We start from the raw sequence: 18,947 nt of genomic DNA, 5'->3' as shown, positions 1-18,947 counted from the left end.
TTGATATTGCTAGGTTTTCACCGTTCGAACCCGCGTCGAAATGCGATGTCATCGAATAGGAGGCGGCATTGTTCGCCGAGTTCACGCGCTGGACCGATACGCTCGTCCGGCGGCGATTCACGGTCATCGGGGTCATGGTCGCCGGACTACTCGCCCTCGGTGTGTACGGCCTCGGCCTCGGCGATCACCTCAGCGTCAGCGGATGGGACGATCCGACCTCGGAATCGGCGCGCGCGGCTCGGCTCAAAGACGAGGCATTCGGCCACGACCACATCGCCGACGTGCTCCTGCTGTTCCACGCCCCGGCAGGCAAGACGATCGACGACCCCGCCTTCGCCGCCACGGTCGTCGACCACTTGAACAGCCTGCCGCAACGCTTTCCGGACCAGATCACCAAGATCAACGCCAGCTACTGGCCCACCGACACCGGACTCGACCTACCGGATGTCTTCGGCTCCCCCGACCGCGACTATGCCTTCGCCTCCGTCGCCATTCGCGGCAGCAACGACACGGTGGTGATGCGCAACTATCGAACGGTCGCCGAAGAGTTCCCGATACCGGGCATCGATATGGAGGTCGCCGGCGGGCAGCCGGTCGCCGCCGCCCTCAACGACACCATGGCCCACGATCAGCGGCGGATGGAGCTGTTCGCCGTTCCCGCCGTGGCGGTGCTGTTGTTCTTCCTGTTCGGCGGCGTCGTGGCGGCCGCGCTCCCGCTCGTCGTCGGTGGGCTGACGGTGCTGGGGGCGTGGGGGATCATTCGGGCCCTGACCACCGTGACCGAGGTGAACTCCTTCGTCTCGCCGGTGGTCTCGATGATCGGTCTCGGCCTGGCCATCGACTACGGCCTGTTCATCGTGAGCCGGTTCCGCGAGGAGTTGGCCGACGGTTACGAGGTGCCCGAGGCGGTACGGCGCACGGTCGCGACCGCCGGACGAACCGTCGTGTTCTCCGCGGTCATCGTGGTCGTCGCGGCGGGTGCCATTCTGCTGTTCCCGCAGGGCTTCCTGCGCTCGTTCGCCTTCGGCGCGATGGTGACGGTCACCCTGGCGGCGCTGATCTCGATCACTGTGCTGCCCGCCATGCTGGCCGTGCTCGGCACGCGGGTGAATCGGCTGGGCTTCAACCGCTTCCACGCGCGCCGGGCGAGCGACCGCGAGCGGGACAATCCGTGGGGCCGTGTCGCCGGGTGGGTCATGCGCAGGCCGCTGGCGGTGGCGGTTTCGCTGGTGGCCGTCCTGGTGGTGCTCATCGCCCCGGTGTGCGACGTGGCCTTCGGCGGCATCTCCGAGCGCTTCCTGCCGCCGCAGCATCCGGCTCGCACGGCGCAGCAGCACTTCGATCAGGTCTTCCCGCTGCGTCAGATGAACCCGGTCGACCTGGTGCTGATCACCCACGACACCACCGACGTCGACGGGGTGGTGGCCCAGGCGGGCCGGGCCCCTGGCCTCATCGCGCCGTTCCCGCGCGCGGTGCAGGGACCGGGGCATCCGAATGTCTTCACCACCTCGACGGTGCTGCGTGACGCGCACGACGCGAACGCGACCATCGACTATCTGCGCTCCATGCCGACGCCGAAGGGCACGACAGTGCTGATCGGCGGGCAGCCCGCGAAGCAGCGCGACAGCGTCGACGCGCTGCTGCGCCGGATGCCGCTGATGATCGCGCTCGTCTTCCTGGTCACCACCGTGCTGATGGTGCTGGCCTTCGGCTCGGTGGTGCTGCCGCTGAAAGCCGCGGTGCTGAATCTGCTCGGGCTCGGCTCCACGCTCGGCATCCTCACCTGGATCTTCGTCGAGGGTCACGGCGCGGGTCTGCTCGACTTCACCCCGCAGCCGATCATGGCGCTGGTGCTGGTGCTGATCGTCGCGGTGATCTACGGCTTGTCGACCGACTATGAGGTCTTCCTGCTCGCCCGCATCGTGGAGGCGCGGGCGGCGGGCGCGACCACCACGGAGGCGGTACGCGCCGGCATCGCCCGCACCGGCTGGATCATCACCGCCGCCGCCCTGATCCTGCTGGTTGTGACCGGAGCCTTCGCGCTGTCGGATCTGGTCATGATGCAGTACATCGCCTTCGGCATGGTCGCGGCGCTGTTCATCGACGCGACGATCCTGCGCATGCTGCTGGTGCCCGCGATCATGCGCCTGCTCGGCGACGCCTGCTGGTGGGCTCCGTCCTGGCTGCGACGCGGCGTGCTGCGCGGGGATGCGCTCAGTTCGCGGTCGACCAGCTCCACGGACTCGCGGCCGCCCGCGCGCGGTCCGGCAGCGCGAGCGTGAGCGCGGCGAGGCCGAGGGCCGCGGCGGCTATGGCCGAGAGCATGATCATGCTGCCCGACAGCGTGTGCGCGCGGAAGAACAGCGCGCTGAGCACCGCCAGTCCGACCGAATTACCGATCTGTTCGATGGTGGGAAGCAAACCCGACGCCTCACCCATGGCCCGATCGTCCAGATCCGCCAGCATCAGTGGCTGTAGCGGCACCCCGAACACCCCGACCCCGAAGCCTGCGAGGAATACCGGTCCGACCACCAGCGGCAAGTTCACCACCCCTGATTCCACGTAGAGGTATCCCACCCCCACCAGTACGCACCCGCCGAAGACAGCGATTCCGGCGGCCGGCGCCCGGATCCCCCAGCGGTTCACCGATATCGGCGACAGCACCGCGCCCGCGCCCGCGCCGAGGGCGAACGGTGTCATCGCCAGACCGGTTCGCAGCGCGGAGAACCGCAACACGTCCTGCAGCAGGATCGAGACGGTGAACACGAACGCGGTGAACAGGCCGAAGAAGATCATCACCAGCGCCGATCCGACCGCGAAGCCCCGGTCGGAGAACAGGTCGAGCCGCACCAGCGCGCGGCCGCCGCGGCGGCGCGTCGCGCGCTCGTGGGCCGCGAACACCGCGCCGAGCACCACCGAGCCCGCGATGTACATCCCGTGCGACGGACGCCAGCCCGCCTGTTGACTGTCCGACAGCGCGAACAGCAGCAGGAACAGTGCCGCGGTGGCCACCACGGTCCCGCGCAGATCCAGCGGGGCCCGATCCGTCGCCGGACCCAACCGCAGGTACCCCGCGGCCAGCGCCATCGCCAGCACGCCCAGCGGCAGATTCATCAGGAAGATCGCGTGCCAGCCGAGCCCGAACGGATCCAGGGTGATCAGCGCGCCGCCCAGGATCGGGCCGAGCATGCCTGCGAAACCGGCTGTCGCGCCGTACACCGCGAAGGCGTACTGATGGTGCTCGCGCCGGAAGCTCGCGGTGATGATGGCGATGGTCTGCGCCGCCATTCCCGCCCCCGCCACACCCTGGACGATCCGGGCGATCACCAGTTCCGTCGCGCTGGAGGACATCCCGCACCACACCGAGGCCGCCGTGAAGGCCGCCGCCGACCACAGGAACATCCGGCGGCGCCCGGCGATCGCGCCGACGCGCGCGGCGGTGAGCAGCACGCAGGCGAACGCCAGCGAGTAACCGGCCACCACCCACAACTGTTCGGACCGCGTCGCCCGCAGCTCCGCGGTGACGACCGGAAGGGCGGTGTTGACGATCGTCACATCGATCATCTGCATGAAGACCGAGATCAGGCACGCCCCGAACGAGCCGAGCGCCACCGCTGCCTCTTTGCGGGTCATCGAATCGCCGCTTCGATCATCGGCCACGAATTGTGCAGGTCCTGTTGCCAGTAGCCCCAGGAGTGCGTGCCGTTCGGCCGGAAATCGAAGGTCGCCGCGACACCCAGCCGGCGCAGCCGGTCCTGCAACTGATGCGTGCACAGATTCGCCACCGCCTCCAGCGGTGCCCCGAACAACAGCTGATACAGCAGGTGCGAGATGTCGCCGTGCACGCCGTCGAGAGTGTCCATCGACCCGGGCTGCCCGGTTCCCGCGGAGACGTAGATGGCGAGGCCGCGCAGCCGGTCCGCGTGCAGGTACGGATCATTCGCGCGCCACGCGGGATCGCTCGGCGGCCCCCACATGTTGACGACGTTGCCGCGCTGCTGGGTGACCACCGCTTGGACCATCGCCTGGCCCGCGGGATCGCTGGTGCGCACGCAGCCGCTGTAGGAACCGATCGCGCGGTACAGACCCGGTGCGGCCATGGCCAATTGGAACACCGAGGTCCCACCCATCGAGATGCCGGCGATGGCGTTCGCTCCGGAGCCGTTGAACGTGGCGTCGACGAGCGGCGGCAGCTCCTTGGTCAGGAAGGTGGACCAGCGCTGCCTGCCCAGGACCGGGTCGTCGCTGCGCCAGTCGGTGAAGTAGCTGCCCGCACCGCCGAAGGGGATGACGACGTTCACCTGCTTGTCGCGAAAGAAATCGACGAGATCCGTGCCCTCGAGCCAATTCTTGTCCGCGCCGCCGTCGGCGCCGTTGAGGAGATAGAACGTCGGCGCGGGCTCATCCGGATCGGCCGCGCGCAGCAGACGAATCCGCGTGGTGCTGTTCATCGCGGCCGAATACACCTCGAGGTCCGATTGCCGGTCGGATTCGAAACGGGTTTCCACTATTCGCGAGGCGTCTGCCGCCACGACGCTCTGCGGCGGGTCGGCGCGGACCGGCCGCGCACCCGTGATCAACGCACCGGCCAAAGTGAGGACCGCGGCGAGTGCCGCGCCTGTTCGCTGCAAATATTCGGGCATGTCGGACTCCTGGCCCCGAGTGGGAGGGCTCGAATTCGCAGTCAATAACATCGCCCGGCCGGGCCGCCAGATGTTCGAACGATCCTGTGTCTCTTACCAATTCCGCTCGGCGGCCATTTCCGAATATTCCCAAATTCGGGCGTGCGGCCATCGCCGTCCTGCGCTACCACCCTCATCGAGACGGGTGCAGGGCTTTCCACACGGCGTATCGCTCGGGGAGGCAAACGGCGCAGGGGCGATAACCCGCGGCCAGCGCGTCGAGTTCGGTGGCGAAGAAGACGCGGTGCCGCCGGTAGCCCCCACGACCGAGGGCCCGCAGGGCGGACGGGCAGTCGAGGCGACCGTAGATCCGGCTGCGGCGATGACCGCCGTACCGTCCCGGCACTGCGCTGGGATAAGCCCGGCCGTCACCGCCGAGCAACTTGTACACCGGCGGCTACTCCGCGTCGTGCAGCACGAGGCCCAATGTGTGCCGCAGGCCGCCGCGCACACGGCTGACGCCGTGGCGCATCGGGGCGCGGGACCACCCTCGGCTCGATCGCGTCGGCCGATCACGAGTGGTGAAGATCAGCGCGTGCCCCTGTTCCAGTAGGGAGACAGTCGCTTTCGACTGTGCGCGCGGCCGCTGTTCCACGAGCACGAATTCCCCACCGCTGTAGTCGATCCCGGGCCGGTCCAAGCCGATGACGACCTGCAGCGGGAAGACCAGCTCGCCGTAGAGATCCCGGTGCAAGGCGTTCCAGTCACCGCGGCGGTAGCGCAACAGGATCGGGGTCGGCTTCGTCTGGCCCGCGGCGTGGCAGGTGTCGAGCCAGTCCGCGAAGTCGTCCGGCCACGGAGCCGGGTCGCCGAAGCGCTCGGCCCAGGACCGCGCCGACGGCAGCAGTCTTCGGTAGAAGGCCGCTCGCAGGGCCATGATCGGCTCGGGCACCGGATTCGCGAAGTACCTGTAGGTGCCTTCGCCGAATCGGTAGCGTGCCATGTCGACGGTGGAACGGAAGCGGGCGAGGTCGTCCCACATGGCGGTGAACTCGGCGCACTCGGCCGGGGTGAGGATCGGTCCGGTCGCCGCGCAGCCGTGGGCGTCGATGTCCTCGAGCAGTGCCCGCCACGGCTGGGCCTCGACGCGCTCGGCCGGGGAAGCTTCGGATTCCGCGAGCGCGCTCATGCCGCCTCCATGCTCAGCAGCGCGTGCTTGGCGGTGATGCCGCCGACGTACTGTCCGATGGACCCGTCGCCGCGCACCACCCGGTGGCACGGGATCACCACCGGCAGCGGATTGCGGGCGCAGGCGGAGCCGACCGCGCGCACCGCACGCGGGTTGCCCACCGCGGCGGCCACCGCGCCGTAGCTCGCGCGCTGTCCGTAGCCGATGGCGGGTAGGTGCTCGATCACCTGACGGCGGAATCCCGCGGCCAGCCGCAGATCCAGCGGCAGGTCGAAATGCGTTCGGCTGCCCGCGAAGTACTCCTCGATCTGCCGCGCCGCCGCGTCCAGCCGGGCGGGCGCCGCGAGAATCCGGGGGCTGATCCGGGCGGCCAGCGTGGCGAGCACCGCGTCGTGGTCTTCGGTGGGGTAGGCGACGCGGACGAGTCCGGCGGGCGTCGCGGCCAGCAGCAACGTCCCGACGGGGGTGTCCAGCAGGCGGTAGGCGACATCGAGCAGGCCCTCCGCTTCGGCGTCGGCGGTCAGTCGCGCGTGCAGGGTGGCGAGCAGGTCGGCGTCGGGGGTCAGGGCGCGCGACAACCCGTCGCCGCGGTCGAGGGTGGCCATCATGCTTCATCCTTCGGGTAGAGCTTGCGCAGGGTCTTCAGGCCGTCCGCGGCGGCGCGGCGGGCGGCGTCGGGCGAGTTGCCGAGCAGTTCGGCGATCTCCGCGTGCGGAAGCCCGGCCAGGTAGTGGTAGGCGACCGCCTGGCGCTGCTTGGTGGGCAGCGCGCGCAGGGCGGCCCAGAGGTCGGGGTCGTAGTCGGCGGGTCCCGGGGCGGTGGCGGGACGTTCCGGCAACGACTCGGCCGGGACGGGCGCACGTGTGAGCGCTCGCCCGACGTCGATCGCGCGGCGATGCGCGATGGTCACCAGCCATGCCTCGATGTTCGTCTCCGAGGGGAGACCGGGAAACGCGCGCAGCGCCGAGAGAAACGTTTCCGACCAGGCGTCGGCCGCGTCGGACGGGCCGAGCACCGCCCGGCAGACGCGCAACACCATGGGGCCGTATTCGGCCACTATTTCCTCGAACGGGGGCAGGCTCACACCGGGTAGACGCCGCGGGCGCCGGGAATGTGAGATTCCGTCATCGGGGCCCGGATTCTCCCTCCCGGCGCGACAGCCCGCTGGCGCGCAGCACCCGCCGCGCGATACCCGCGCGGATGGACTCGTCGGTGCCGATGATCCGGACGTGCCGTCGCGCCCTGGTGATCGCGGTGTACAGCAATTCCCGGGTCAGCAGGGTCGATTCGGGCTCCGGCAGGACGACGGACACGGTGTCGTACTGGCTGCCCTGACTGCGGTGGATCGTCATGGCGAACACGGTGACCACCGCGGGGAACTGCGTGGGATGCACCAGATACGGTTCGCTGCCGCGTTGCAGCGCCGCACGCAGCGAACCGTCGGGCATGCGCACCACGACGCCGGTGTCGCCGTTGTAGATCCGCGCCTCGTGGTCGTTCGCGGTGACCAGCAGCGGTTGTCCGGGGTACCACGGCGCCTGGTGGGCATCGGGGCCCACTCCCCCGGCGGCGGCCCACTCCGCGGCCATCCGGTCCCAGCGCTCGACGCCGAACGGCCCCTGCCGGTGCGCGCACAGCACGCGATGCGATTCGAGCGCGCTCAACGCGCCCGCCGCGTCGCCGTCGAGCGCGGCGGCGGTGACCGCGCCCGCGGCGCGCACCACGTCGGCGCGCACCGCGGTGAGTTCGTCGGACGCGCCGAGCGACAATTCGTCGCCGCCCGCCCGCAACAGCTCGAGCGCGGTGTCCGCGTCCCCCGCGCGCACCGCCACCGCCAGGTCCGCTATCCGGCCGCCGAATCTGCGGCCCCTGGTCAGCCGGACGATGCCGCCGCGCAGGCGGGTGCGCTCCAGCGTGGTCAACGACTCGGGGTGATCGGCGGCCGTCTCCGGCCCGAGGATCTCGTCGAGGACGGGGTTCGGAGTGGCGGCGACCGGTCCGGCGACCAGGTCGGCCAGTACCGCGCCCGCGTCGACCGAGGCGAGCTGGTCCGGATCGCCCACCAGGATCAGGCGGGTGTCCGGGCGCAGCGCGGCGAGCAACCTGCTCATCATGGTCAAGGAGACCATCGAGGTCTCGTCGACCACGATCACGTCGTAGGGCAGCCGGTTGAACTCGTGGTGCTTGAACCGGGTGCTGCGTCCCCGCTGCCAGCCGAGCAGCCGGTGCAGGGTGGCGGCGGTGAGTTCGGGCAGTCCGAGCGAGACGGCTTGCTCGCGCACGGCTTCCTGGAGCCGCGCGGCCGCTTTGCCGGTCGGGGCGGCCAGCGCGATACGCAGGGCGGGCAGCTTCGGCTCGGCGGCACGGTGCGCGGACAGCAAGGCGATGATCCGCGCGATGGTGTGGGTCTTGCCGGTGCCCGGCCCGCCTGCCACCACGGTGGTCCAGTGCGTCGCGGCGAGCGCGGCGGCCAGCCGCTGGCGGTCCGGCGCGGTGCCTGCCTGCGCGTCGAACAACCGGTCCAGCTCGCGTCGCACGATGTGCGGATCGACCACCGGATGGTGCGCGGAGCGCTCGGTGAGCACCCGCCGGATCGTCTGCTCCTGCCGGTAGTACCGGTCGAGGTAGAGCAGCGGGCCGGAATCGCCCGCCCCCTGGGATTCGACCAGCCGCAGCGGACGCAACGGGCCCGCGGGCCCGCCGAGCACCAGCGGGCTCGCCCGCAGCGCGTCGACCACCGCCGGGATGTCCGGCCACGGCAGCGTCGCCGGATCGACGCCCGCGTCCCAGGTCTCGTCGGCGTCGACGCCGATCTCCCGCATCCGGTGCAATTCCAGGCACACCGAGCCGGAACGCACCGCGCGCACGGCCAGCGCGGCGGCGAACAGCACCGGCTCCGACGATTCCCGGCCCAGCCGGCCCAACCGCAGCGCCACGTGCACGTCGGCCGCCGACAGCACGCCCGCCTCGTTGAACGTGCGCAGCAGCCCGGTTCCCCGCTGCGCCACCTGGATCGAGGTCACTGCGCCGCCTCCCCGGCCAGCAGCGCCGACAGCGCGACGACGAGAGCGGCGGGCGGGTGCCAGTCGAAGACACCGCACCCGGCGGGGGTCTCGGGTCCGATCATGCCGCGCACGAACAGGTACCGAACCCCGCCGAGGTGCCGGGCGGGATCGTAGCCGGGCAACCGCCAGCGCAGATACCGGTGCAACGCCACCGAATACAGCAGCGCTTGCAGCGGATAGTGGGAACGCAGCATCTCGGCGGCCATCCGGTCGCGGGTGTAGTGCGCGACGGTGAGATCACCGGTGCCCAGCCGGTTGGTCTTGTAGTCGACGACGACGAATCGCGGCTCCGCGCCGCTCGCGACGCGGAGCACGGCGTCGATGCTGCCGGTCAGGTAGCCGCGCAGCGGGATGTCCTCCAGCGCCGCCGCCAGGTCGGCGTACGGGAGCATGTCGTCGTCCGCCGGGAGATGCTCACGCAGCAAGCCCGCGATATGCCGCAGCGTCGCCGAGCCCGCGCCGACGCGATCCCCACCCGCCAGTGGCAATTCGAACTCGAGTTCGCTGAGGCGGTCGCGGGGGGCGATGTCGGCCAGGCAGCCGCCCTCGAGTGGGGTGCGCAGCACCGCCAGCAGTGCGGTGGCCAGCACCTCCGGATCCATCTCGGCCATCAGCTCGCCCACCGCCTCGCGGCACCGGTCGCGCACCTCGTCCGCCAGATCCGGGCGGCCGGTATCGATCCGCTCCAGGACGCCGTGCACCAACGTGCCGAACTCCGCGCCGTAAGGCAGCGCGTTCATCAGCGACGCCGCGCCCGCCGGTTCCGGCTCCGCGCCGAGCAGGGAGGTGCCCGCGGGCTCGTCGCCCGGCCCGCGCGGATCCTCCGGTTCACTGTCGGGTTCCACCGCCGCCGGCCCGTGCGCGGACGCGGTCAACGCCGAGTACGAGGTGCGCCGCCACTGCTGGTCCAGCACCCGGTCGAAGCGCGCGGCGGCCAACGCGCCCTGCCCGGGTGCGGTGCGCGCCCGCCGGATCTCGACGTCGCCGGTCCCGGCGACCGCCGTCACCGAGATCGCCGCTCCCGCGGTCTGCGCCCATGCCGAAAGAGACTGCGCGGCAACAGCATCCGCGGGCACCGCGGCTCGGTTGGCGATGACGGCGTCCCGATCGGAGCGCCCGAAGACCATCCGGTGCAGCGGCGACGCCGCGGTGGAGATCGCGGGCGCCCACCACGCGACGATCTGGCACATGGCCCGCGTCAGCGCGACGTACAGCAGCCGCAGTTCCTCGCCGGCCTCCTCGGCCTCGCTGCGCGCCTTGCGTTCGGCGTATCCCGGCGCATCCGGACCGCCGACGTCCAGCACGCGGGTGCCGTCGTCGGCGTGGAACAGCAACGTCGCCGGATAGGGATTCTTGGCGCTGTCCCAGGCGAACGGCAGGTAGACGACGGGGAATTCGAGCCCCTTGCTCGCGTGCACGGTGGCGATCTGGACGGCGGCGGCGTCCCGGTCGAGCCTGCGGCTGCGGTCGGCGACGGCGCCGGAGGCGGGATCGCGCACCCGGTCGGCCAGCCACCGCGTCAACGCGGTCAGCCCGAGACCATCGGTGAGTGCGACCTGATCGAGCAGTTGCGCGATATGCCGCAGGTCGGTGAGCTGTCGCTCCCCGTTCTCGACGGCCAGCAGCCGCTGCGCAAGGCCCGCTTCGGTGGAGATCTTCTCGAACACGGCCGCGAATCCCGCGCGGGTGAACAATCGCGCCGCCTCGCGCAACTGGGCGCTGACCCGGCCGACCAGATCCGCTCCGCCGCTATCGATCTCGGCCGCTGTCACGCCGAACAGCGGCGTGCACGCGGCCAGCCGCACCCGGTCGCCGCGATGCGGCTGCTCCAGCGCCCGCAGCACCCACAGCCAATCGGTGGCGCTGCTGGTGGCGAACACGCTGACGCCGCCGGCCAGTACGGAGGCGACGCCCGTGCGGTCCAGCGCGGCGCGCACCACGTCGATCTGCGAGCGGGTGCGCACCAGCACCGCGATGTCGCCGGGTCCGATCGGCCTGCGCGCCGTCTCCCCGGGAGCGGCCGACTCCAGGAATACGCCGGATTCGAGCAGGCGGACGATATCCGCGGCGAGATCGGCGGCGACCTCGGCGCGCATCCGCCCGACGGCCGGGAAGCCGGATTTGTTCAGCGGTCCCGCGCCGGTGCGCGGCAGGCACCGCACACGCATCGGCGTGGTGAGTTCGCCGGCTCCCGACAGCCGCGACCACCCCCTGGTCGGGGCGACCGGATACACGCGGATCTCCTCGTGCCCCAGCGCCGCACCGCCGTGCAGATGGTCCAGGGCGGCGAGCAGTCCCGCGTCGCTGCGCCAGTTCGTGGTGAGCTCACGACGGGTATCGGCGTGCGCGACCGCGTCCAGGTAGCTGAGCACCTCCGCGCCGCGGAAGGCGTAGATCGCCTGTTTGGGATCGCCGACCAGCACCAGGGTGGCGTGCCCGTGGAACGACCTGCGCAGAATGTCCCATTGCAGGGGGTCGGTGTCCTGGAACTCGTCGACCAAGGCGACCCGGTAGCGCGCGCGGATACGGCGGCACGCGCGCGGGCCGTGCTCCGGATCGGCGAGCACCTCGTGCAGCAGCACCAGCAGGTCGTCGAAGTCGCGCAGCCCGGCCAGTCGCTTGCGGCGCTCGGTCTCGGCGCGCACGGCCCGCGCGAACGCCACGCGCTCACCGGCAGCGTCGTCGGGCACCAGCGCGGCGTGCCGGTCGCGCACCGCGGCCAGCGCCAGCGTGCGGCCTTCCTTGACCGAGAACGGCGGTTCGGCGCGGGCATAGCGGTGCAGATACAGATCGTCGACGACGGTGCCGACGAGGTCGTCGACGGTCTCCACCAGCCTGGTGCCCGGGTCGTGCTCGCCCGCGAGCCCGAGTTCGTCGAGCATGCGCTGGCAGAAGCTGTGTGTGGTGGCGATGGTGCCTGCGTCGAAATCCGACAGGGCGGTCAGTAACCGCCGCTGCCGCAGCCGGACTTCGTCTTCCCCGGCCTGCGCGAGATGGCGGACCAGCTCGTCCGCGTGCGCGCGGGCCGCTGCCGGGTCGGCCAATCCGGCGGCCACGGCGACGAATCGGTCGCGCGTGCGTTCCCGCAGCTCCTGGGTCGCCGCACGGCTGAATGTCACCAGCAGCAACTGGGATATGCCGACCCCGGCCTCGGCGACGTAGCGCACCGCCAGACCGACGATGGCGTGCGTCTTGCCGGTGCCCGCGCTGGCCTCCAGCACGGTCGTCCCGGTCGGCAGCGGCCCGTACGGCTCGAACGCGTCGGCGTCGAAAGCGGCCGCGTCGAAGGAGGTTTCCTGCACGGTCATGCGTGCCTCCCTCCTGCGCGGCCGGTGCTCACGCGGTCCGCGGCCTTCGCGCTCGCCTCGGTGGCCTGCCACGCCGCACGGTCCCGAAGCGATTGTCCGAGCTGACATTCTGCCGCGCGCCCGTGCGTCCACCGGCGACCGACACGCGCCGGGGCGGTGTATTCCGACGTCCGGCACCGGATGGCGCCGAACCGTCGAGGGCGTCCGGCCGCCGCGTGTTCGGTCACGGCTGGCCCTGGTTTTCCGCGGCCAGCAGCGGTGCCCACATCCGCCGGGCCAGCGCACCGAAGCGGGTGCTCTCCCCCGGCTCGCCCGCCGCGGCGGGCGCGGCCATGAGGTCCTCGAGCCGGGGCGCCGGACCCCAGACGTAGCGCAGGTGACGGTCGGTGTGATCGCCGAACGGCCCTGGGCCGTTGGGGCCGCCGTTGAATTCGCGCTCCGCGGCGGCGATCGCGTCGTCGATGCTCGCGCCACGGAGACGGCGCTCGGCGTAGACCGCGGACGCGGCGGGCGCGACCGGCAGCGGTTCGGTCAGGCCCGCGTCGCGCAGCGCGACGAGCTGACGCAAGATCTCCCCGGCCGCGGGCACGTCGGGCGCGGTGAGCTCGCAACGCCAAGCAGGACGGCCGAACTGGCCGCGGCCGGTGCTCACGGCCCGCCAGGACCGATCCTCCGTGACGGTCAGCGCGAGCAGCGAAACCCACGCCGCGATCCGGTGTTTGGGAGCCAAGCGGGAGAAGGTGGTGCGGACCAGGGTGTCGCCGCGCACTTCGGGCACGGTGCCGGTGAGCCGTCGTCCGTTGCCCAGGTCGACCGCGATGTCCACCGCGCGCGCTTGGCCCGCGTAGTCCGCCTGCGCGGCGCGCACCAGCCGGTCCACGGTGTGCTCGACCTCGTCGAGCACGGCGGCGCCGAATCCGAAGGGCGGCAGTGTGCCGCGCCGCCACTCCGCCGCCCGCAACCCGGCCGGGTCCGCGCCGGTCAGGCGGGCCGTGAGCAGGCGTTCGCCCAGCTCCCACTTGGCCAGGCCGTCGAGTTCGATGGGCAGCCGGTCGGCGATGTCCTCGTCGTGCTCGGGCACCCGCAGACCGAGACGCTGCCACAGGAAGGCACGCACCGGGTGCTCGGCGAACGAGATCAAGTCGGCCAGCGCGACATCCGCCGTGTCCGCGGCGGGCAGCGGCGCGGGCAGGAATACGGGCCGCGGTTGTGCGGGTCCGTCGGCCGCGCACGCGCCGGCCAAGGCCGCGGTGTCGAAGCTGAACGGCTGATCGGCCCGGAAATTCCGGCGATCGAAGGACTGCAGCGGATGCCGCGTCACCACCGTACGCATCGCAGCGGCGCCGGCATGAGCGCGCAGCGCGTCCAGCAACTCGGCGACCGGAATGGCGGGCGGGCGGTGTGCCCCACTGACCGGATCGGCGCCGGTGTGGAACACCAGCAGTGCGTCCCGGGCCGCGAGGATCGCGTCCAGCAGCATCTGCCGGTCCTCGCTGCGCGGATCGCGTTCGCCGAGCAGCGGTTCGCGGGCCAGCACGTCGTCACCGTCCGCCGCGCTCGCGCGGGGGAACATCTCGTCGTCGAGGCCGAGCAGCACCACCACCCGGTGCGGCACCGACCGCATCGGCACCATCGTGCAGACGGTCAGCTCACCGGTGCGGAAATTGGCCCTGGTGGGACGCGCGGCCAGCCGCGAACGCAGCAGCACACCGACATCGGCCAGCCGCAACGACACCTCGCCCGCGTGGTCGGTGGCGGCGGCGAGTTCCTGCCTGGCCTCGGTGCGCACCCATGCCTGCGCGTCCGGTACGTCGGTCAGCAGATCCAGTGCACGCCCCAGCGCCGCCGCCCATTCGTGCGCGGGCCGGGGGCCGCGCAGGTCACGCAGACACACCGCGAGCCGGTCGATGAACTCCGCGAAGCGCCCGGCGAGGTCGACGTCGTTGCTGTCCACGTCGTCCAAGGGCAGTGCGAGATCCAGCCAATCGTCCGAGGTCTCGCCCGCGGTGACGCCGAGCAGGATCCGGTCCACCGCGCTGTTGAGCGTGTTCTGCGCGAAATCGGCGAGACCGAACGCTTGGCGCTGCCGCTGCCCGATGCCCCACCGCGCCCCGGATTCGGCCGCCCACTCGCGCAGTCGTTCGATGTCGTCGTCGTCGAATCCGCAACGGCGCCGGACGGTCTCGGCGGCCGCGAGGTCGAGCACCTGGGTCACCGTCACCCGGCCGTCGGCCAGCTCGAGCAGCGCTGCGATCACCGCGAGCAGCGGATTGGTCACACCGCGTCCCCGGTCGGCCAGGCGCACCCGCAGCCGGTGCGCCGGATGTTCGGAGTCGGCCTGCGCCTCCGGCGTCCCCGAGGTGCGCTGCCCGAAGGCCGCGCGCACCAGCGGCGCGTACGCTTCCACCTCCGGGCACATGATCAGCACGTCCCGTGGCTCCAGTGTCGCGTCGGCCGCGAACAGCCCGAGCAGGCATTCCCGCAGCACCTCGACCTGCCGTGCGGGGCCGTGACACGCGTGCACCTGCACGGTGCCGTCGGCGGCGGCTTTCCCCGGCACCGGCGGCCACCGGTCGTCCCGGATGCCCCGTTGCAGCGCACGCAGCAGTGTCGCGGGCGAATCGTCCTCCGCGACACCGGCTTCGGATCGGGCAGAGATGCTCGGATGATAGGTGTCGGAGCCGGTGGCGGCGGGTACGGCCAGCCGCTGCTGCAGCTCCCGCACGTCGCGGGCCAGTCCGGCCAGCAGCGGGTGGGCGATCGCCGTGACGCTGCGGTCCTCGGCCCGGGTGCGGGCGGTCGGCAGCTCGCTCAGCGCCGACCAGAGGACCGGGCTGGGATGCACGAGCCACAGGTGGACGTCGCGGCCCGCGGCCAGCGCCGACAGGACGGCGAGCTGGTCGCTGGGCAACCGGGTCACGCCGAACAACGACAGCCGCGGCGGCAGCGCGACCAGTTCCGGCCGCGCGCGCAACCGCGCGCAGGCGGTTTCGAGCCGCTCGGCCGGACTCGGCGCCCCGATTGCGGCACGCAGCCCGCGCCACAGCATCGGCTGCCAGAGCAGGTCGTCGGGCATCGGGGCGCCCGTCCCGTCGGTGTCCAGGCCCGCCGCCCACTCGGTGATCAGCGCGGGCCGCTGGGCGGCATAGCTGTCGAACAGCGCGGCGATCCGGGCCGCGGTCGCATAGCGCCGACCGGCCCGGTGCTCACCGCCCGCGGTGCCGCGTGCGCCGAGGTGCCTCGCCAGAACCGCGCACCACGGCTCGGACAGCGACGCATCGATCACCCGCAGCAGTGACCACACCGCGCGCTCCTGTGCCCACGGATCCTCCTTGGGCGCGACCTCGCTCGCCGCGGCCAGCACTTCGGCGACCAGCGCCGCGGGTGAGGGAAACACGACGTTCGCGCACACGCCGTCGCCCGAGCCGTCCGCGCCCAGCACCCCCGAGAGCGTCTGCGTCAGCCAGCGCTCCACGCCTTTCGCGGGTACCGCGACCACCTCGGCCGCGAAGGGATCCGCCTGCGGCGAGGCCAGCACCTCCGCGAGCACCCGGGCGAGCACGTCGGCGCGCTCGGCACGGTGGATGTGCAGCGGCATCTGCGCCCTCTCGATCGATGGGGTCCGGCTGCGCTGGCCTCGGACTTCGTGCACGTTTATACGCCCAGCGACCGACGCGCAACTGCACCGCCCCATCGGGACGCCAGTGAAATAGACCACACGAGAACGGATTACTCCGCCGTGTCACAGGGGGACCGCCGCGGCGATGTGCGACAGTGCTGCACCGGGGAGGTAAGAGTTTGCACCGGGGCGGAACGAGAGAGCTGCACCGAAAGGCTGGTTCGCGTTCATGGATGCGATGGTGATTCCCCTGGTCCCGAGAGGCGGATTCACGGTCCGCCGGATCGGAGACCGCTGGGAGCTCGTCAACTCCCGCCACTACGGGCGCACCGTCGTCCTACACTCCTGGCCCCGGGATCGGCACACCGAGGCGTTCGAACACTGCTACCGGCTCAACGGACGCACCGTCGAAGAACTGCGCGCCGCCTTCCGCTGACGTGCCCTGGCCAGCGGTGATGGGCGAATTACGCTGCGGCGCAAGCACCCGGACCGGGCGATAGCACACCCTGGACCCCAGCTCAAGACGTGCGTCCGGCCCCGCGATGTGCGATCGTGGTCCCTCGTGCGTTACCCGTCCCCCGCCACCCGAACCGTTCCCCGCGTGGCCGCCTCCGCCTGTCTCCTCGCCGCCGCGGCGATCATCGCCCCGAGCCTGCCCGCCGCGCTCCCGATCGCGGGCGCGACGCCGCTCGCGCACACGCAGGGCTGCCTGCCCGGCTTCGACTGCGATCTGAGCAGTCGAATCGCCAAAGCCGACGCCTACCTCAACAGCCGGCCCGGTGTCACCGGCTACGTCCTGCGCGACCGTGTCTCCGGCGGCGTCTACGCCAACGCCAACGCCGAGAACGCGGTCTGGACCGCGTCCACCATCAAGCTCGCGATCGCCGCCGACCTGCTCAACCGGGCGCGCGTCGGCGCCATCAACCTGACCCCCGAGGATCGCGGGCTGATGGAGGGAATGCTCGCCACCTCCAACGACGGCGCCGCCGACATGCTCTGGACCAAGTACGCGGGGATCGACCGGATGGCGTTCAACAACGCCTTCCGCGCCAACGGGATGAGCTCGCTGGTGCCGCAGCCCACCAACACCGCGCTGTTCCCGGACTGGTCGTTCCAGAAGTGCACCGCCGCCGACCTCGACCGGCTGATGGACCACATCCTCAACCACATGCACCCCGACGACCGCAACTACCTGGTCGACCGGATGCGCGCGGTGGACTCCAACCAGCACTGGGGCGTATGGGGCGCGGGCGCGAGCATGCGTCCCGGCCTCAAGAACGGCTGGTCGGCCGAACAAGGCGGCTGGGTGGTCAACTCGGTCGGCTTCGCGGGACCGGGCGAGCGCTACACGCTGGCCATCATGAGCTCGCTGGGCGACGCGGGCGGCTACACCGAGGGCGCCGAGACCGATACCAAGCTCGCGGAGATCCTGCTCGCCGGCCGCTGACCCGGCCGGGCCGGTCGCTCAGGCGGCCGCGCGCCTGCGCAACGTCATCGGCGCACCGTCCCTGGGGAAGGGAATCGTGGTGAATCCCCAGGGCATGCGGTATTCGTCGGGGATCCGCCACTCGTATTCACGCACCAGGGCGGCGGTCACCGTCTTCACCTCGAAGGTGCCGAAGTGCATCCCGATGCACTTGTGCGCGCCCGCTCCGAACGGCATCCAGGCCAGGCGGTGCGACTTGTCCTCGCGCCGCTGTTCGCCGAACCGCTCCGGATCGAAGCGCTCGGGCCGGGTCCACAGTTCGGGCAGCAGGTGATTCACCTGGTAGGCGAGGTCGACGGGTGCGCCCGCCGGGATGTAGTGACCCGCGATCTCGGTGTCGCGCACGGCGCGGCGCGACAATCCGGGAACCGGCGGCATCAGCCGCAGGCTCTCCCGGACCACCAGATCCAGGTCGCGCAGCGCCTCCAGGTCCGCGATGGCGGGCGCCGCGTCCCCGAGGCGCGCGTCCATATCCAGCACTTCGGCGCGCACCCGCTGCTGCCAGTCGGGGTGCTTGCCCAGGTAGTAGGCCACGGCGGTGGCGGTCGTCGTGGTGGTGTCGTGCGCCGCCATGATCAAGAAGATCATGTGGTTGACCACGTCCGCGTCACCGAAGACGCCGCCGTCTTCGCTGCGGGCGTGGCACAGGCCCGAGAAGAAGTCCGCCGATTCCGCGCGGCGCTTCTGCGGCAGCATCGCGGTGAAGTAGTCCTCGAGCACTCTCCTGCCGCGCAATCCGGCCCGCCAGTGGCCGCCGGGTACCGAGTGCCGGATGATGGAGAGTCCCGCGTGGGTGCAATCGACGAACGCGTCGATCAACTGCCTGCGCTGCGGCCCGACGTCGGCGGCCATGAAGCTCTCGCCCGCGATGTCGAGGGTGAGCTCCTTGATGGTCGGATACAGCCGCACCGTGCGTTCGGCGTCGCGCCCGCGCGGCACCCAGCGTGCGATGCTCGCCCGCACCACCGGGGTCAGCGCGGCCAGGTGCGCCTCGAGCCGGTCCCTGGTGAACGCCTGCTGCATGATCCGACGGTGGAATTTGTGCTCGTCGAATTCCAGCAGCAGCAGGCCCCGGCGGAAGAACGGTCCGATGAAGTAGTCCCAGCCCTGGCCGAAGTCGCGGCGGCGGTGGCCGAGCACTTCGTCCAGCGCGTCGGGTCCCGCGACCAGCACCCGGTCCACGCCGAGCGAGCTGTTCAGGGACACGGGTCCGTACCGGCGGTAGCGCTCCATCATCTCGGCCGGACCCCAGCGCATGTAGTGCAATGCCCGGCCCAGGTAGGGCAGGCCGGCATCGCCGCGCACCGGCCGGGCATCGCTGCCCCGCGGCGGGGTGGCCAGCACCTGGCGTCGTTCCGGCAGCAATCCGAGCGCCCGGTCGATCAGATGGCCGTGCGGGACCTCGATCAGCGCGATGTTCTCCGAATCGGCCTGCACGCTGCGCTTTCGGCCGACCGCACGGTCACCGGCGACCATGGCAATCCTCCCTGGACGACAGTTACCATCGTAGGCTCTCGACCTCGTCCGCTCGGCCGATTCGCCGAGCGTCGATCCTCCCCGCCCCGGCCCGGCCGCGGGGAACAACACGCCAGGAACGGGGATCTCGCCGTGACGCTGCCCGGCGCGGCGGCTACGGTTTAGCTGTCAGGAATCGCCGC

13 protein-coding genes are annotated in these 18,947 nt (G+C 71.4%); 3 read left to right on the top strand and 10 right to left on the bottom strand.

The window, feature by feature from the left end; all coding sequences use genetic code 11:
* The first annotated feature begins 68 nt into the window (after window positions 1-68).
* The gene (locus ABZ420_RS18490) at window positions 69-2,282 is read left to right on the top strand and encodes an MMPL family transporter (protein ID WP_357123910.1); all 2,214 of its coding nucleotides are present in this window, start codon (window positions 69-71) and stop codon (window positions 2,280-2,282) included.
* Here the strand turns inward: ABZ420_RS18490 and ABZ420_RS18485 are convergent.
* The 9 genes from ABZ420_RS18485 to recC form a co-directional block, all read right to left on the bottom strand.
* Entirely contained in the window at window positions 2,215-3,660 is a 1,446-nt protein-coding gene (locus ABZ420_RS18485) for an MFS transporter (protein ID WP_357123908.1), read from the bottom strand. The genes ABZ420_RS18490 and ABZ420_RS18485 overlap by 68 nt on opposite strands.
* Window positions 3,630-4,643 carry an alpha/beta hydrolase family protein gene (locus ABZ420_RS18480; protein ID WP_357123905.1) on the bottom strand — a complete coding sequence of 338 codons (1,014 nt, stop codon included), beginning with the start codon at window positions 4,641-4,643 and terminating at the stop codon, window positions 3,630-3,632. Before ABZ420_RS18480 ends, ABZ420_RS18485 begins: the two co-directional genes overlap by 31 nt.
* Before the next feature lie 172 nt (window positions 4,644-4,815).
* A complete protein-coding gene (locus ABZ420_RS18475; RefSeq protein ID WP_357123902.1) occupies window positions 4,816-5,073 on the bottom strand; it encodes an Ada metal-binding domain-containing protein in 258 nt (85 codons plus the stop codon).
* Window positions 5,074-5,079: 6 nt separating this feature from the next.
* Window positions 5,080-5,811, bottom strand: a complete 732-nt coding sequence (locus ABZ420_RS18470) for a 2OG-Fe(II) oxygenase (protein ID WP_357123899.1) — start codon at window positions 5,809-5,811, stop codon at window positions 5,080-5,082.
* A complete protein-coding gene (locus tag ABZ420_RS18465) occupies window positions 5,808-6,416 on the bottom strand; it encodes a methylated-DNA--[protein]-cysteine S-methyltransferase (RefSeq protein WP_357124253.1) in 609 nt (202 codons plus the stop codon). The genes ABZ420_RS18470 and ABZ420_RS18465 overlap by 4 nt, the downstream gene beginning before the upstream one ends.
* A complete protein-coding gene (locus ABZ420_RS18460) occupies window positions 6,416-6,889 on the bottom strand; it encodes a sigma-70 family RNA polymerase sigma factor (RefSeq protein ID WP_062976866.1) in 474 nt (157 codons plus the stop codon). The genes ABZ420_RS18465 and ABZ420_RS18460 overlap by 1 nt, the downstream gene beginning before the upstream one ends.
* A 46-nt stretch (window positions 6,890-6,935) precedes the next feature.
* Entirely contained in the window at window positions 6,936-8,834 is a 1,899-nt protein-coding gene (gene recD, locus ABZ420_RS18455) for an exodeoxyribonuclease V subunit alpha (protein ID WP_357123896.1), read from the bottom strand.
* On the bottom strand, window positions 8,831-12,184 hold the full coding sequence (locus ABZ420_RS18450; RefSeq protein ID WP_357123893.1) for a UvrD-helicase domain-containing protein: 3,354 nt from the start codon (window positions 12,182-12,184) through the stop codon (window positions 8,831-8,833). Before ABZ420_RS18450 ends, recD begins: the two co-directional genes overlap by 4 nt.
* Before the next feature lie 223 nt (window positions 12,185-12,407).
* Complete coding sequence (gene recC, locus ABZ420_RS18445) at window positions 12,408-15,782, bottom strand: exodeoxyribonuclease V subunit gamma (RefSeq protein WP_357123890.1); 3,375 nt, start codon at window positions 15,780-15,782, stop codon at window positions 12,408-12,410.
* Between the two features lie 259 nt (window positions 15,783-16,041).
* Here recC and ABZ420_RS18440 point away from each other — a divergent pair, with 259 nt between their 5' ends.
* Window positions 16,042-16,239, top strand: coding sequence for a hypothetical protein (locus ABZ420_RS18440; protein ID WP_245660045.1), 198 nt, complete (start codon window positions 16,042-16,044; stop codon window positions 16,237-16,239).
* A 165-nt stretch (window positions 16,240-16,404) separates the two neighbouring features.
* Window positions 16,405-17,250, top strand: a complete 846-nt coding sequence (locus ABZ420_RS18435) for a tat pathway signal sequence (RefSeq protein WP_083863433.1) — start codon at window positions 16,405-16,407, stop codon at window positions 17,248-17,250.
* Between the two features lie 18 nt (window positions 17,251-17,268).
* Here ABZ420_RS18435 and ABZ420_RS18430 read toward each other — a convergent pair whose 3' ends face one another.
* Complete coding sequence (locus ABZ420_RS18430) at window positions 17,269-18,765, bottom strand: cytochrome P450 (RefSeq protein WP_357123887.1); 1,497 nt, start codon at window positions 18,763-18,765, stop codon at window positions 17,269-17,271.
* Window positions 18,766-18,947: the final 182 nt, after the last annotated feature.

It is taken from the genome of Nocardia sp. NPDC005745, assembly GCF_040630775.1.
GTDB lineage: Bacteria > Actinomycetota > Actinomycetes > Mycobacteriales > Mycobacteriaceae > Nocardia.
This window is presented reverse-complemented; position numbering and strand designations above follow the sequence as displayed.